General features: G+C 66.4%; 16 protein-coding genes. 9 read left to right on the top strand and 7 right to left on the bottom strand.

Annotated elements, in window-relative coordinates; translation table 11 throughout:
- Positions 1-29: 29 nt before the first annotated feature.
- From smc to ACCQ13_RS06860, 5 genes are all read right to left on the bottom strand, one after another.
- Entirely contained in the window at positions 30-3533 is a 3504-nt protein-coding gene (gene smc, locus ACCQ13_RS06880; RefSeq protein WP_159406878.1) for a chromosome segregation protein SMC, read from the bottom strand.
- Between the two features lie 211 nt (positions 3534-3744).
- Positions 3745-4194, bottom strand: a complete 450-nt coding sequence (gene rplI / locus ACCQ13_RS06875; RefSeq protein ID WP_104601707.1) for a 50S ribosomal protein L9 — start codon at positions 4192-4194, stop codon at positions 3745-3747.
- A 187-nt stretch (positions 4195-4381) separates the two neighbouring features.
- The gene (gene rpsR, locus ACCQ13_RS06870) at positions 4382-4612 is read right to left on the bottom strand and encodes a 30S ribosomal protein S18 (RefSeq protein ID WP_002804494.1); all 231 of its coding nucleotides are present in this window, start codon (positions 4610-4612) and stop codon (positions 4382-4384) included.
- Between the two features lie 11 nt (positions 4613-4623).
- Complete coding sequence (rpsF, locus tag ACCQ13_RS06865) at positions 4624-5055, bottom strand: 30S ribosomal protein S6 (RefSeq protein ID WP_104587881.1); 432 nt, start codon at positions 5053-5055, stop codon at positions 4624-4626.
- Positions 5056-5387: 332 nt separating this feature from the next.
- A complete protein-coding gene (locus ACCQ13_RS06860; RefSeq protein WP_104601708.1) occupies positions 5388-5726 on the bottom strand; it encodes a HesB/IscA family protein in 339 nt (112 codons plus the stop codon).
- A 190-nt stretch (positions 5727-5916) separates the two neighbouring features.
- Here ACCQ13_RS06860 and asnS point away from each other — a divergent pair, with 190 nt between their 5' ends.
- Genes asnS through ACCQ13_RS06835 form a run of 5 tightly spaced genes read left to right on the top strand, consistent with a single transcriptional unit; the run spans position 5917 to position 8832 of the window.
- A complete protein-coding gene (gene asnS, locus ACCQ13_RS06855) occupies positions 5917-7311 on the top strand; it encodes an asparagine--tRNA ligase (RefSeq protein ID WP_104601709.1) in 1395 nt (464 codons plus the stop codon).
- 1 nt (position 7312) lies between these two features.
- On the top strand, positions 7313-7570 hold the full coding sequence (locus tag ACCQ13_RS06850; protein WP_159406877.1) for a hypothetical protein: 258 nt from the start codon (positions 7313-7315) through the stop codon (positions 7568-7570).
- Positions 7567-7872 carry a hypothetical protein gene (locus tag ACCQ13_RS06845; RefSeq protein ID WP_104601711.1) on the top strand — a complete coding sequence of 102 codons (306 nt, stop codon included), beginning with the start codon at positions 7567-7569 and terminating at the stop codon, positions 7870-7872. Before ACCQ13_RS06850 ends, ACCQ13_RS06845 begins: the two co-directional genes overlap by 4 nt.
- Entirely contained in the window at positions 7869-8195 is a 327-nt protein-coding gene (locus tag ACCQ13_RS06840; protein ID WP_104601712.1) for a hypothetical protein, read from the top strand. The genes ACCQ13_RS06845 and ACCQ13_RS06840 overlap by 4 nt, the downstream gene beginning before the upstream one ends.
- Position 8196: 1 nt before the next feature.
- Positions 8197-8832: an FMN-binding negative transcriptional regulator gene (locus ACCQ13_RS06835; RefSeq protein ID WP_104601713.1), complete on the top strand. Its 636-nt coding sequence runs from the start codon at positions 8197-8199 to the stop codon at positions 8830-8832.
- A gap of 91 nt (positions 8833-8923) precedes the next feature.
- Here ACCQ13_RS06835 and ACCQ13_RS06830 read toward each other — a convergent pair whose 3' ends face one another.
- Positions 8924-9232 (bottom strand): hypothetical protein, encoded by a 309-nt coding sequence (locus ACCQ13_RS06830; protein WP_223214417.1) that lies wholly within the window; start codon positions 9230-9232, stop codon positions 8924-8926.
- On the bottom strand, positions 9229-9762 hold the full coding sequence (locus ACCQ13_RS06825; RefSeq protein ID WP_159406876.1) for a glycoside hydrolase family 108 protein: 534 nt from the start codon (positions 9760-9762) through the stop codon (positions 9229-9231). Before ACCQ13_RS06825 ends, ACCQ13_RS06830 begins: the two co-directional genes overlap by 4 nt.
- Before the next feature lie 140 nt (positions 9763-9902).
- Between ACCQ13_RS06825 and can the strand changes: the two genes are divergently transcribed.
- From can to kynU, 4 genes are all read left to right on the top strand, one after another.
- Positions 9903-10565, top strand: coding sequence for a carbonate dehydratase (can, locus tag ACCQ13_RS06820; protein WP_104601716.1), 663 nt, complete (start codon positions 9903-9905; stop codon positions 10563-10565).
- An 86-nt stretch (positions 10566-10651) separates the two neighbouring features.
- Complete coding sequence (locus tag ACCQ13_RS06815) at positions 10652-11182, top strand: 3-hydroxyanthranilate 3,4-dioxygenase (RefSeq protein ID WP_104601717.1); 531 nt, start codon at positions 10652-10654, stop codon at positions 11180-11182.
- Between the two features lie 156 nt (positions 11183-11338).
- Positions 11339-13468, top strand: a complete 2130-nt coding sequence (locus ACCQ13_RS06810; protein ID WP_104601718.1) for an FUSC family protein — start codon at positions 11339-11341, stop codon at positions 13466-13468.
- A 33-nt stretch (positions 13469-13501) separates the two neighbouring features.
- The gene (gene kynU / locus ACCQ13_RS06805; RefSeq protein ID WP_104601719.1) at positions 13502-14776 is read left to right on the top strand and encodes a kynureninase; all 1275 of its coding nucleotides are present in this window, start codon (positions 13502-13504) and stop codon (positions 14774-14776) included.
- The last annotated feature ends 74 nt before the right edge of the window (positions 14777-14850 follow it).

Raw genomic sequence — 14850 nt, 5'->3', positions numbered from 1 at the left:
GGTGTCGTCATTCTGACAAGCATGGCACGTCATGCCGCACCCGCCAAACGGGCGGCCTCTTCCAGGTCCACGCTGACCAGGCGGCTGACGCCCGGCTCGCGCATGGTCACGCCAGACAGCTGCCGCGCGGCTTCCATGGTGGCCTTGTTATGGCTGACGAACAGGAACTGCACCTTCTCGCTCATCTCGCGGACCATGTTGGCCAGCCGGCCGACGTTGGCCTCGTCCAGCGGCGCATCCACCTCGTCCAGCAGGCAGAACGGCGCCGGATTGAGCTGGAAGATCGCAAACACCAGCGCCACCGCAGTCATCGCCTTCTCGCCGCCGGACAGCAGCGAAATGCTGGATACACGCTTGCCGGGCGGACGCGCCATGATGGTCACGCCGGTATCGAGCAGGTCCTCGCCGGTGAGTTCCAGATAGGCGTGACCGCCGCCGAACAGGCGCGGATACAGCGCCTGCACACCGGAATTGACGCGATCGAAGGTGTCCTTGAAGCGGCCGCGGGTTTCGCGGTCGATCTTGCGGATGGCTTCTTCCAGCGTTTCCAGCGCGGTATTGAGGTCCAGGTTCTGCGCATCCAGATATTCCGAGCGCTGCGCGGCCTCGCCGTATTCCTGGATCGCGGCCAGGTTCACCGGCTCCAGGCGCCGCATGCGGCCATCGATCTGGTTCACCGCCGCCTCCCACTCGGCGCTATTGGCCGCCTCGGGCAGCCCGTTGACCACGTCCTCGAGCACGAAGCCGGCCTTGACCACGGCAGCAGAAAGTTGCTCGGCGTTGAGCACCAGCGCCTGCTGATCGAGCTTGCGCTGGTTGATGCGCTCGCGCTGCGCCAGCGCCTGCTCGTCGCGCTGCTGGCGGGTCTGCTCGAAGCTGCGCAGCTCGCCGTCGATGCTGTCCAGCAGCGTGCGCGTCTCGCCAAGCACGCGCTCGGTCCGTACGCGCTCGCTCAGCGCGGCCTGGTGTTCGTGCTCCAGCGTTTCCACCGGGGAATCGCCTTCACTGAGCTGGGCCACCAGGTCTTCCAGGCGCGTATCCAGCTGGCCGCGCTGGCTGTCCATGCGCTCCAGGGTCTGGCTGAGCGAAGTGATCTGGGTGCGCTGCGATTCCAGCGTGAGCGCCAGCGCATGCATCGCATCTCGCACGCCGCGTGCAGCATCGCGCGCCTGATCGCGGGCATCGGTGAGCTGGCGGCGCTCGTTTTCCAGCGCCTGCCGCGTGCCCTGCAGGTCGCCCATCAGGGTGATGGCGTCTTCGAGTTTTGCACGTGCCTCGCGGGCTTGTTCGCGGCTGGTGTCCAGGGTTTCCAGCAGCTGCGACAACTCGGTTTCGATGCGCTCGATGCGCGTGCGCGCCGCATCGACCTTGCCCTGCTGGCTCTGCAACTGGCCGGCCAGTTCGGAGACGCTGCGGTGGGCCATGTACAACTGGCGCTGCGCATCTTCGCGCTGCTGCTCGGCCGCCAGCGACTGCTCGCGGAAGCCGGCAAGCCGATGTTCGAGATCGGCCTCGCGCTCCTGCAGGGTTTCGATCTGGGTGCGTAGCTCCTGGATCTCGCGCTCGCGCAGCAGCGCGCCTTGCTTGGCCGCGCCCGAGCGCGACACGCGCACCCAGCCTTCGCCCAGGCGTTCGCCGTTGCGGGTGATGACTGAATCGCCTTCGGGCAGGCTAGGTTGCAACGCGCGCGCGGCGTCCAGATCCTCGGCGGTGTGCAGGCGCGCCAGCAGGCGACGGATCGCCATCGGTCCCTGCACCTTGGCGGCCAGCGAGGTCGGCGCGAAGTGCGCGCCGTCGATAGCATTGGACACCAGCGCGATGCGGCCCTCGCCCAGCTCGCCCAGCGCATCGACCAGTTGCTCGGGCGCGTCCACCAACACGCCTTCGATCAACTGCCCCAGCGCGCTTTCGACCGTGTTTTCCCAGCCGCCTTCCACCGTGATGCGTTCGCCCACGCGCGCCGCCGAATCCAGCCGGCGCGCCTTCAACCATGCCACCGCTGCGCCCTGCTCCTGGCCCAGCGCCGCCTGCTGCAGGGTTTCCAGCGAAGACAGCCGGCCACGCGCGGCCTGGGCCTGCTTGCGCACCTCGGCCAGCTCGCCCTGGCTGGCGCGTTGCTGGTCCTGCAGCGCGGCCAGCGCGTGCTTGCGCGCCTCCACCTGCTCGTTCAATCCGTCCAGCGAGGTCTTCTGCGTTTCATGCCGCAGCTCGATCTGTTCGAACGCCTCGGCCAGCGCGTCCAGATCCAGCCCGGCACGTTCGTTGACCAGCGCTTCGCGGCGGCGGTCGGCTTCCAGCGACTGGCGGTCCAGATAATCGACGCGGGTACGCTCCACTTCGCCGGCACGCGAGGCTTCGCCGGTGTCGCGGTTGTGGGTTTCCCAGCGCTGCTGCCAGTCGGCCAGCCGCGCTTCGGCCTCGCGCAGCGCTTCCTGGCGGAATTCGTGGTCTTCGCGCAATTGCTCCAGTTGCGGTTCGGCATCGGCCACGGCCTCGCGCAGGACGCTCAACTTCGCCGAGTCACCACTGATGTGCTGGGTCAGCTCCTGCAGCTGGCTGTGCGCCTCGTCGCGCGCCTTGTGCAGGCGATGCGAGAGTTCGCGTTGATGCTGGATCTGCTGTTCGATGCGCGCCAGCGCGCTACCCACCTGGTAGACATCGGCCTGCGCCTTGGCCACCGCCTCGGCCGCCTCTTCGCGGCGCACGCGTCCGGTTTCGATGCGCGCTTCGGCATCGCGCTGGTCGGCGATCAGTTGCTGCAGGCGTGTCTCTTCCTGATTCAATTTTTCGCGCAGGCCTTGCAGCTGCCCGTCCAGGCCACGGTATTCCAGCGCCTTCCACTCGGCATCCTTGATCCTGCGCTCTTCCTGCAACGCCTGGTACTGCTCGGCCTGGCGCGCCTGGCGCTGCAGATGCGCCAGCTGCTTGGTGATTTCCTCGCGCAGGTCGCCCAGTCGGTCGAGGTTTTCGCGGGTGTGGCGGATGCGGGTTTCGGTTTCCTTGCGGCGTTCCTTGTACTTGGAGATGCCGGCGGCCTCTTCCAGATACACACGCAGATCTTCCGGGCGCGCCTCGATGATCTGACTAATCATGCCCTGCTCGATGATCGAGTAGCTGCGCGGCCCCAGGCCGGTGCCCAGGAACAGGTCGGTGATGTCGCGGCGGCGGCACTTGGTGCCGTTGAGGTAATAGGCGCTGTTGCCGTCGCGGCTGACCAGGCGCTTGACCGAGATTTCGTTGAACGAGGCGAACTCGCCGCTGATGGTGTGATCGGAGTTGTCGAAGATCAGCTCCACCGTTGCCTGCGACACCGGCTTGCGCGCCGAGGAGCCGGAGAAGATCACGTCGGTCAGCGAGTCACCGCGCAGGCGGCTGGCCGAGCTCTCGCCCATGACCCAGCGCACCGCATCAATGATGTTGGACTTGCCGCAACCATTGGGACCGACGATGCCGGTCATGTTGGTGGGCAGGTGCAAGGTCGTCGGGTCGACGAACGACTTGAAACCGGACAGCTTGATCGTGGACAGGCGCATGGGACGGGCGGGTTCCGGGCACTGCGCGGACACGTCCGGCAGGCGCTTTTCCTGTGAAGCCAGCGCCCAAGCCCTTGATCGACAAGATCTGCGGGCCCTGGAACCGACAATGGGGCATGAGTATAACGGGCGCCGTCGCCGCCCTGCGGCTGGGCTTAAAAGACGAAGGGCGCCTAACCAGGCGCCCTTCGGGTACTGCGTGTTGCGGCAATCAGGCGTCGGATTCGACGATGACCTTGACCGAGGTTTCCACATCGGCGTGCAGGTGCAACACGACGTCGTACTCGCCGACGTTGCGGAATGCGCCTTCGCCCAGGATGACTTCGCTCTTTTCCAGCGGCAGGCCGGCGGCGGTGAAGGCCTCGGCGATGTCGCGCGGGCCAACCGAGCCGTACAGCTTGCCTTCCGTGGATGCATGCGCACCGATGGTGACGCTGGCGCCTTCGAACTTGGTCGCGCGGCCCTGCGCGTCGGCCAGGATGGTGTTGGCCTTGGCTTCGTACTCGGCGCGCTTGGTCTCGAACGCTTCGACGTTGGCAGCGGTGGCCGGCACAGCCTTGCCCTGCGGCACGAGGAAGTTGCGGCCGTAACCCGGCTTGACGCTGACCTTGTCACCCAGGTTGCCCAAGTTGGTCACTTTCTGCAGAAGAATCAGATCCATGGTGGTACTCCGTTATTCGTTAGCGCCGGCACGATGGCGGGCGCAACGGGTGCTGTCCGAAAAGACGGGAATCGGGAATCGGGATTTGGGAATCGTAACAGCACGATCAACACCGCATCTCGAATGACCGACCTCTATCTGTTAACAACCCGCACATGAATGTGCGGGCTCTTCCGAGGGACTCGGATTAAACGTCGTGGTTGTCCGTGTACGGGATCAGCGCCAGGAAACGTGCGCGCTTGACGGCCGTGGCCAGCTGGCGCTGGTACTTGGACTTGGTACCGGTCACGCGGCTCGGCACGATCTTGCCGTTCTCGGTGAGGTACTGACGCAGGGTGTTGAGATCCTTGTAGTCGATCTCCTTGACGCCCTCGGCGGTGAACTTGCAGAACTTGCGACGACGGAAGAACTTGGACATGACAGCGCTCCTTAAGCGGCTTCGGCGTTGTCGCCGTCGGTATCGTTGGCGGCCGGGGTTTCACCCTCTTCGTCATCACGACGACGACGATCGCTACGCTCGGGGCGGTCGCCCTTCTCGTCCTTGCTCTTCATGATGAGCGACTGCTCGGTGTCGGCGCCATCGCGCTTGACGACCAGGTGACGCAGCACCGCATCGTTGAAGCGGAAGCTTTCCACCAGCTCGCTCAGCACGGCCTGGTCCACTTCGATGTTGAGCAGCACGTAGTGCGCCTTCACCAGGTTCTGGATCGGGTAGGCCAGCTGGCGACGGCCCCAGTCTTCCAGACGGTGGATGGTGCCGTTACCGCCTTCGATCAGCGACTTGTAGCGCTCGATCATGGCCGGAACCTGCTCGCTCTGGTCCGGGTGGACCAGGAACACGACTTCGTAATGACGACTCATGTTGTTTTACCTTTCGGATGTGGCCACGTGGGCCGGACAGCTCCCCGGTGGTCCGCGCAAGCGGCCGGTGGAGCAAGGGATCCCACCCGGAATCGGGCAGGAAGCAGGAAAGTATGGCAGTTCAGGGGCTTAGCTGCAACTGGGCCGAGCCTATGAACAGGACATCTGCGCGGCACCGCTTGAGCCCCTCTCCCGCCGGGAGAGGGGTTGGGGTGAGGGTACGGGGCGAAGCCTCTCGCGTCGTTCAACTCCACGAGGCTTCGCCCCGTACCCTCATCCGCCCTTCGGGCACCTTCTCCCGATGGGAGAAGGAATAACGCGCGCCGACCGGCTCAGCGATGCTCTGCTGCAGTCGTGAAGCTCTCCCCGCAACCACACTCGGCGGTCGCGTTGGGGTTATTGAAGGTGAACGTCTCGCTCAGGCCGTGCTTGCCGAAGTCGATGCAGGTGCCATCGACCAGGGGCAAGCTGACCGGGTCGACGAAGATATGCACCCCGCCCTGCTCGAACACCGCATCGTCGTCGCGCTGTTCGCGCGCCAGGTCGGTGATATGGCCCCAGCCGGAGCACCCGGTCTTGGTCACGCCAAAGCGCAGGCCCAGCGCACCCGGGGTCTGCTGCACGAAACGCTGCACGCGCTCCAGCGCGGCGGGGGTGAGACTGATGGCCATGCAGGCACTCCACGATCAATAGCGGCAAGTATACCGACGCAACCATGCGCAATCGGCGTCAATGGCAGATGGGGGTTACCACGCCGTCACACAAGCCAGACCACCTGGCGACCGGCCAGAACGCTCGCACCGGCGCGGCCGCAGCCAGTAAACTCGCAGGTCATCAAGGTCGCAATGGCGGGGAACAGGTATGACGGTGGTCAGCGTTGAACATGCGCTTGCGGGCAAGCTCCCCGAAGGCGGCGAAGTCACGGTACGGGGGTGGGTGCGCACGCTGCGTGGATCTGCCGGACTGGCCTTCATCAACGTGACCGATGGCTCCTGCTTCGCGCCGATCCAGGTGGTGGCCAACGACACCCTGCCCAACTTCGACGAGATCAAGCGGCTGACCAGTGGCTGCTCGCTGATCGCCAAGGGCGTGCTGGTGAAGTCGCAGGGCAAGGGCCAGTCGTTCGAGATCCAGGCCAGCGGCGTGGAGATTGTCGGCTGGGTAGAGGACCCGCTGACCTACCCGATCCAGCCCAAGCCGATGACGCCGGAGTTCCTGCGCGAAGTGGCGCACCTGCGCCCGCGTACCAATCTGTTCGGCGCGGTCACCCGCATCCGCAACTGCCTGGCGCAGGCGGTGCACCGCTTCTTCCACCAGAACGGCTTCAACTGGATCAGCACGCCGATCATCACCACTTCCGATGCCGAAGGCGCCGGGCAGATGTTCCGCGTCTCCACGCTGGACATGGTCAACCTGCCGCGCGATGCCAGCGGCAATGTGGATTTCAGCCGCGACTTCTTCGGCAAGGAAACCTTCCTCACCGTGTCCGGCCAGCTCAACGTGGAGGCGTACTGCCTGGCGCTGAGCAAGGTCTACACCTTCGGGCCGACCTTCCGCGCCGAGAACAGCCACACCACGCGCCACCTGGCCGAGTTCTGGATGATCGAACCGGAGATTGCCTTCGCCGATCTGGCCGAGGACGCGCGCCTGGCCGAACAGTTCCTCAAGTACCTGTTCCGCGCGGTGCTGGACGAACGTGGCGACGACCTGGCGTTCCTGGCCGAGCGCGTGGACAAGAACGCGATCAGCAAGCTGGAAGCCTTCATCAATGCGCCGTTCGAGCAGATCGACTACACCGATGCGGTGAAGCTGCTACAGGCCTCCGGCAAGAAGTTCGACTTCCCGGTCGAATGGGGTCTGGACCTGCAGACCGAGCACGAACGCTGGCTCACCGAGGAACATATCGGCCGCCCGGTGGTGGTCACCAACTACCCAGAGCACATCAAGGCGTTCTACATGCGCCTGAACGACGACGGCAAGACCGTGGCGGCGATGGACGTGCTGGCGCCGGGCATCGGCGAGATCATCGGCGGCAGCCAGCGCGAAGAGCGCCTGGACGTGCTGGACGCGCGCATGGCGCAGTTCGGCCTGGATCAGGAGCATTACAGCTGGTATCGCGATTTCCGCCGCTACGGCTCGGTGCCGCATGCCGGCTTTGGCTTAGGGTTCGAACGCCTGGTGGTGTACGTGTGCGGGCTGAGCAATATCCGCGACGCCATCCCCTACCCGCGCGCGCCCGGCAGCGCGGAATTCTGAGATGCCCGTGCCGGCCGCCGTCCCCATGCTGCAAGCGCTGGCCTTCGGGCTGGCGGCGATCATGGGCGGGCTGACAGCGACACGTAGCGTGTTGCTGGCGCGGCTGGCGTCGCGCCAGCAACACCCGCAACGCTGGTGGCAGACCTACACCGCGCGTGCCGCAATCCGGCATGCCACGGCTCCAATGCGCTGGACCATCGCGGCGTTGCTCCTTGGCATGGCACTCCCCAAACTCGCACTGATGCTGGCGGCCACATGACCTTGTTCTTTGCACTGTGTTTTGTCGGTGTTGCCGTCGCCGGCCTGACCGCGCTCCTGATCTTCTGGCCGCTGACCCTGGTGCACCTGCACGACCGCCATCCGGAGGCGCTGGCCAGCTTTGGCGACCCGGCCTTTATCAGCCCCGTTGCGTTGCGCTGGTTGCTGGCGCGCCGCTACCGCAGCTTCCGCGACAGTGCGCTGTCGGGTCTGGCCACGCCTGCCTGGCTCTCGCTGCTGACCATCTTCTTCGGCCTGGGCATGGCGGCCCTGCTCGGCCTGCTTTCCAAGGTACTGACATGACGCACGCTGCACCCGAGACCGACCTCGATCGCGACCAATGGTGGCTGGCCACCATCGGCCTCACCCTGATCTGGGCACGCCTGCGCATCAAGGCCGCCGGCACCGCCGAAGTGCTGGACAGCGACGGCAAGACGCTGCCCTACGACAGCGAAGACAGTGCCCGCGCCGCATTGTTCGATGCGGAATTCGTCGCACTGGACGGGCTGGACGAAGAAGACGCACTGATCCGTGGGTTTTCGCTGCACGAGATTTCACCGCCGCAGGGCGATGACGATGCCGACCTGCGCGAACGCATGGTCATCCGCATGGGCGGCCGCGCCTGAGATGTACGCACCGCGCGCCTTCGCCCAGACCGATCTGGCGCTGTTGGACCGGCTGTTCGCACACGATCCATTCGTCACGCTCATCACCCAGGGCCAGGACGGCCCACCGCTGGTGTCGCATCTGCCAGTACTGTACCGGCGCGACGCGCAGGTGGTGACGATCGAAGGCCATTGGGCACGCCCCAATCCGCAGGCGCGCGGCGCCGGCGATGCGTTGCTGATTGCGCATGGGCCGCATGCCTATGTCTCGCCCAGCTGGTATCCGGACAAGGAGGCTGCTGCGCGCGTACCGACCTGGAACTACGCCGTCGCCCACCTGCACGGCCACTGCGAGAGGATCGACGACGAGCAGGCGCTGGGCGATCTGATCGCCCGAATGAGCCAGCAGTTCGAGCAGGGCGTTGGCAGCGACTGGCAGTTCGAGATGCAACGCGACAGCCATCGCCGCCAGTTGCGCGGGCTGGTGGGGTTTCGCTTCGTGCCCAGCCGCATCGAACTCACCTTCAAGTTGAGCCAGAACCACCCACCTGCCAATCGCCGCAGCGTCAGTCAGGCGCTGGCGCAACAACCGGGCGAGAACGCGCGCGCGGTTGCGGCATGGATGCGCGACACGCAGGACGACCACGGCACGCCTTGACACGGCACCGCAGGCCGGTGGCGATGCATGCGCCATACCGCGCCCGATTGCAGCGCTGCGATGGCGCGCCCCTGCCCGAGCGGCATGGCAGTCAGTCGATGCCGTCGAGCCAATGCGGCTTGCGCCGGAATCCTACGTGGTAGCACACCCACTGCTGCACCACCTGCTCGGTTCCCGCCGCCTGCACAGCGACGTGTTTTTCCACGGCGATGATGCGCCCTTTGGGGCTGTCTGCCAGGCAGCGATTGAGCAGGGCCAGCGCCTGCGCATCCCGCTCGTCGGCAGCCAGCCGGTCGCAGCCGGCATGGCCGACCGCGATTCGCTTGACAAAGGCAATATCGCTCAAGTCGCTCATGGCGTTACCCGTCGCTTGCTGCGTCGATGAGGGCTCCAGGGTCATGACAGTTCCGGGAAACTGGCGATGCGGGTGAGCCATCCTTTCAGAAAACGTTGCAGGAAGGGGCGCGCTGCAACCAACCGGGTGTAGTAATCCACGCAACCCTGCTTGTAGCGCAGGTAGAGCTGGGTCTGGTCCACCTGTTGCAGCGCCGCCAGCGTCTGCGCGGAGAATGTGCCGTCGATGGGAACCTGCTGCCCCATCTCACCCAACAGCGTCTGCAACAGCTTCGCCGCCGCGGAGCCCGCTTCGGTATAGAAATAGAACAGGATGTCGGCCAAGGGTTGCAACTGGATCGCATCGCCCTGCAGCTTGTCCCAGTACAAGGTCTTGTAGAACGTGGCGGCCTGGGCGACCGTCAACTGCTGCAAGGTTTCCAGCGACGGCTGCACACCAAGCGTGGCCTGGGCAGACTGGCTGAACGCCGCCAGGCTGATCCCCATGTTGGTTGCCCCACCGGGGTCGTCGGGCGCATCGACGAATCCGCCCTGGAAGCGCAGGAACGTGGGGAAGAACTGCATGAAGTCGGCCATGGAATGGGATCTGTCCGGGGTTGGCACACTGTACTGCCGCAGCCGTATCCCAACCTCGGCGCCGGTTCCAGTTTCAACCTGGCAAGGCCCTGGCCGCGGCCATGACACCCGCTGCACAGGCTTCTGGGATAATCCAGGCCATGAACGAACTCAACCATTTGCTGGACAACAACCGCGCCTGGTCCGAGCGCATCCGCCGCGAAGATCCGGAATTCTTCTCCAAACTATCGACCCAGCAGACGCCCGAATACTTGTGGATCGGCTGCTCGGATTCGCGCGTGCCGGCCAACCAGATCATCGATATGGCGCCGGGCGAGGTGTTCGTCCACCGCAACATCGCCAACGTGGTGGTGCACACCGATCTGAACTGCCTGTCGGTGATCCAGTTCGCGGTCGACGTGCTCAAGGTCAAGCACGTCCTGGTGGTGGGCCATTACGGGTGCGGTGGCGTGTTCGCCAGCCTTACCCAGAAGCGCATGGGCCTGGTGGACAACTGGATCCGCCACGTCACCGACGTGGCCGACAAGCACGAAACCTGCCTGCACGAGGCCGGCGACCTGCCGGTGCAGCACGCGCGCCTGTGCGAGCTCAACGTGCTGGAACAGGTGGTCAACGTCTGCCGCACCACCATCGTGCGCGATGCCTGGGACCGCGGCCAGCCGCTGTGCGTGCATGGTTGGGTGTACAGCCTGCGCGATGGCCATGCGCACGACCTGGGCATGTCGATCGATCGTCCCGAGGTGTTGCAGGAACGCTACGACGCCGCGCTGGCAAAAATCCAGGCCGACCACGCCGAACGCTGAGTCGCCGCCGCGCGCGCAAGCCACGGCGACGCCCACCGGCGCCGCTGGTTGGCTATGCTGGGCGCCTTATCTGCCAAGGAACGTCGATGCTGGTCCCGCCGATCAATCTGCACGCCTGGATCGCGCAGCACCGCCACCTGCTCAAGCCGCCGGTGGGCAATAAATGCATCCAGCAGGACGGCTTCATCATCATGATCGTCGGCGGCCCGAATGCGCGCACCGACTATCACTACGACGAAGGCCCGGAGTGGTTTTTCCAGCTGGAAGGCGAGATGGTACTGAAGGTGCAGGACGACGGCGTGGCACGTGACATCCCGATCCGCGCCGGCGAGATCTTCCTGCTGCCGCCGAAGGTGCCGCATTCGCCACAGCGCGCCGCCGGCTCGGTCGGCCTGGTGATCGAGCGCGAGCGCCTGCCACACGAACGCGACGGGCTGCAGTGGTATTGCCCGCACTGCAACCACAAGCTGTACGAGGCGCTGTTTCCGCTGCGTAATATCGAAACCGATTTTCCGCCGGTGTTCGATCACTTCTATCGCTCGCTCGCACTGCGCACCTGCACGCAGTGCGGGCAGGTCCATCCGGCGCCCGAACGCTATGCCGCGGCCGGCGACTGAGTGGACGAGGGCATGCGCCGGCTGCAGGCAGGTCTGGCGCGATGCGGTGGGTCGCCCGTGCGCGAGGGCAAGACGCGCAAACGCCATCCCCATGCCGCACGCTGATCCCTGCATGAAGCCACCCAAGCCCGCTCGCCCACCGGCATCATCGCCGACATGCTGCGCACACTGATCGACCTCAAGCCGCGCGACGTGCCGCTGCGCGTTGCCTTGCGCAACACCGCTGCGGTGGTGCTGCCACTGGCGGTGGGCGTGGCCACCGGGCATGTCGCCGCCGGACTGGCGGTGTGCAGCGGCGCGCTCAACACCATGTTTACCGACCAGCCCGGCCCGTACCGCGCGCGTCTGCAGCGCATGCTGATGGCCGCACTGACGGCGGGCCTTGCGGCCTTGCTCGGCATCTGGGTTGGCCAAGACACCCCGGCGTTGGTAATCGCCGGGCTGCTGCTCGGCCTGGGTGGCGGCCTGTTGGTCGCGCTGGGCCCGGTGGCGGCGCGGGTCGGTCTGACCAGCATGATCCTGCTGGTGGTCAGCGCCGACATGCGGTTGCCGGTGGAGCAGGCGCCCGGCGTGGCGGCGTTGATCTTTGCCGGCGGCCTGTTGCAGGTGCTGCTGGCACTGGCGGCGTGGCCGTTGCAACGCTATCGCCCGGAGCGGTTTGCACTGGCCGAGCTGATGCGCCAACTGGCCGGCATCGCCCGGCAACGTCCGGAAGCCAGCGCCGCACCACCGGCCACCCAGGAAGTGCTGGACGCGATGGTGATGCTGCACGGCGAGCATCGCTCGCGCGCGATCGCGGTGCAGAGCTTTCGTATCATCGCCGAGCTCTGCGACCGCGTGCGGCTGGAGCTGCTGTCGCTGTCCGACGCCGACACCCGATTGAGCGATTCCCAGGCGCGCCCGGCGATCGAGCGCGTGCTGGAACGCAGTGCCATCGTGCTGGAACAGCTGGCGCACGCCATGACGGTGGGCGAAGACCCGAACGCAGCCGATGCATCGATGACCGGCTTCGACGATCTGATCGCCGCACTGGCGCAGTTTCAGCACGACAACGCCGACACCCGCGAGCGCCGGCTGGTGCGCGTGGCAGTGGCCCGTGCGCAAGGCCTGGGCGGGCAGTTGCGCGCCCTGGTCCGCAATGCGCACTGGGCCAGCAGCCGCGGCGAGATCCAGGCGCAGCTGGCCGAAGCACGGCTGCCTGCGGCACTGCGACCGGCCGCGACCTGGGCCACCCTGCGTGCGAATCTGGATCTGTCCTCGGTGGCATTCCGGCATGCGTTGCGCTGCGGGGTGTGCCTGGCTCTGGCGATCGCCTTCCAACGTTGGCAGCAGATTCCGCACGGTTTCTGGATCCCGATGACCACCGCCATCGTGCTCAAACCGGATTTCGGCGGCACCTTCAGCTTCGGCGCGCTGCGCGTGGCGGGCACCTTCGTCGGCCTGCTGCTGGCCACCTTGCTGGCGCACCTGGCGATGGATGGCGCCAGCATCCGCCTGGCCCTGCTGGCCCTGTTTTGCCTGGGCTTCCGCTTGCTGACCCAGGTCAACTACGGCATCGGCGTGGCCTTCCTCACCGGCATGCTGGTGCTGCTGCTGTCCTTCGAAGGCGTCACGCCCGGCGAAGCGGTCGGTGCGCGCCTGCAGGCCACCGTGGCCGGCAGCGCCTTGGCGTTGATCGCCTATGCGCTGTGGCCCACGCGCGAACGCCGGCATATCCGCAGCGCGCTGGCGCAATTACTCGGCGCCTACCGCGAGCATCTGCACAACCTGCTGCTTGGGCAGATGGACCGCCTGAGCGACAGCCGCGCTGCGGCGCGCGTGGCGCGCACCAACACCCAGGCCTCGATCGAGCGCCTGCGTGGCGAGCCGCGCAGCCGGCGCAACCTGCAGGAACTCAAACTGGCCGAGTCGCTGCTGGCCAACGGCAACCGACTGATCCGCGCGACCTTGCTGCTGGAAGCGGTATTGCGCGATGGTCACCCCTTGCCCACGCTGGACGCGCTGCCGGCATTTGCCGAACGCGCCGACCAGGCAATGGCCGAGCTCATCACCTGCCTGGCCAACGGCGGCACACCGGCGGCGGCCACCCTGCGCAGTGCCGAGCGCACGCTCTCCGATGCGCTGGCCGCCTTGTCCGACAGCTCGCCGACCACTGCCGCGCTGGCCGACACCATCGACCGCGTCACCGACAGCATCGACACGCTCACCCATCTGCTACGCCCCGCCCGAGCGACCTCGACCGACGCCGCGCTAGCGCATGACGGCGCCCGTGGAGCCGGCGGGTAAACTGGCGCATCGATTCAGACCACTGCGAGCCCGATGACCACCGACTCCCTGTCCCGCTCCCACGCCGCAGCACTGGATGCCGCCGACCCGCTACGCGCGCTGCGCGAGGCCTTCGTGTTCCCGCAGCATGCCGGCGCGGACCAGACCTACTTCGTCGGTAATTCGCTAGGCCTGCAGCCGCGCAGCGCACGCGCGATGGTGAGCGAAGTGCTCGACCAGTGGGGCGCATTGGCGGTGGAGGGCCACTTCACCGGCCCCACCCAGTGGCTGACCTATCACCAGCTGGTACGCGACGGGCTGGCGCGCGTGGTCGGCGCGCAGCCTGGCGAAGTGGTGGCGATGAACACCCTCAGCGTCAACCTGCATCTGATGATGGCGAGCTTCTATCGCCCCACCGCCGAGCGGGGCGCGATCCTGATCGAAGCCGGCGCGTTTCCCTCCGACCGCCATGCGGTGGAGTCGCAGCTGCGGCTGCACGGGCTGGATCCGGCCACCCACTTGATCGAGGTGCAGGCCGACCAGGCCGATGGCACCCTGTCGATGGCCGCCATTGCGCAGGCCATTGCCAGCCATGGTCCACGGCTGGCAATGGTGCTGTGGCCCGGCATCCAGTACCGCTCCGGCCAGGCCTTCGATCTGGCCGAGATCGTGCGGCTGGCGCGTGCGCAAGGCGCGGCGGTGGGCTTCGACCTGGCGCATGCGGTGGGCAACCTCCCGCTGTCCCTGCACGACGATGGCGCCGATTTTGCGGTGTGGTGCCACTACAAATATCTCAACGCCGGCCCCGGTGCGGTGGGTGGCTGCTTCGTGCATGCGCGTCACGCCAGCAGCGATCTGCCACGCATGGCCGGCTGGTGGGGACACGAGCAGCAGACCCGTTTCCGCATGGACCCGCAGTTCGTGCCCTCCCCCGGCGCCGAAGGCTGGCAGCTGAGCAACCCACCGGTGCTGGCGCTGGCGCCGCTGCGCGCGTCGCTGGAGTTGTTCGACCAGGCCGGCATGGCCGCATTGCGCGCCAAGTCCGAACAGCTCACCGGCCATCTGGAACAGCTGATCCACGCGCGCCTGCCGCAAGTGCTGCAAATCGTCACCCCGGCCGAACCGGCGCGGCGCGGCTGCCAGCTGTCGCTGCGGGTGGCCGGCGGGCGCGCACAGGGACGCGCACTGTTCGAACATCTGCGGGCAGCCGGCGTGCTTGGCGACTGGCGCGAACCGGACGTGATCCGCATTGCGCCGGTGCCGCTGTACAACCGCTTCACCGATCTGCATACCTTTGTAGAGCAGGTGGAAGCCTGGGCCGCCACCTGAGCGCGGCAGGCTGACTAAAGCACCACCAGGCCGCGATGCCGGCACGCGGAATCACGGCATGCCCACGTACACTC

The sequence above is a fragment of the Xanthomonas sp. NCPPB 1638 genome (assembly GCF_041475635.2).
GTDB classification, from domain to species: Bacteria; Pseudomonadota; Gammaproteobacteria; order Xanthomonadales; family Xanthomonadaceae; genus Xanthomonas; species Xanthomonas cucurbitae.
This window is presented reverse-complemented; position numbering and strand designations above follow the sequence as displayed.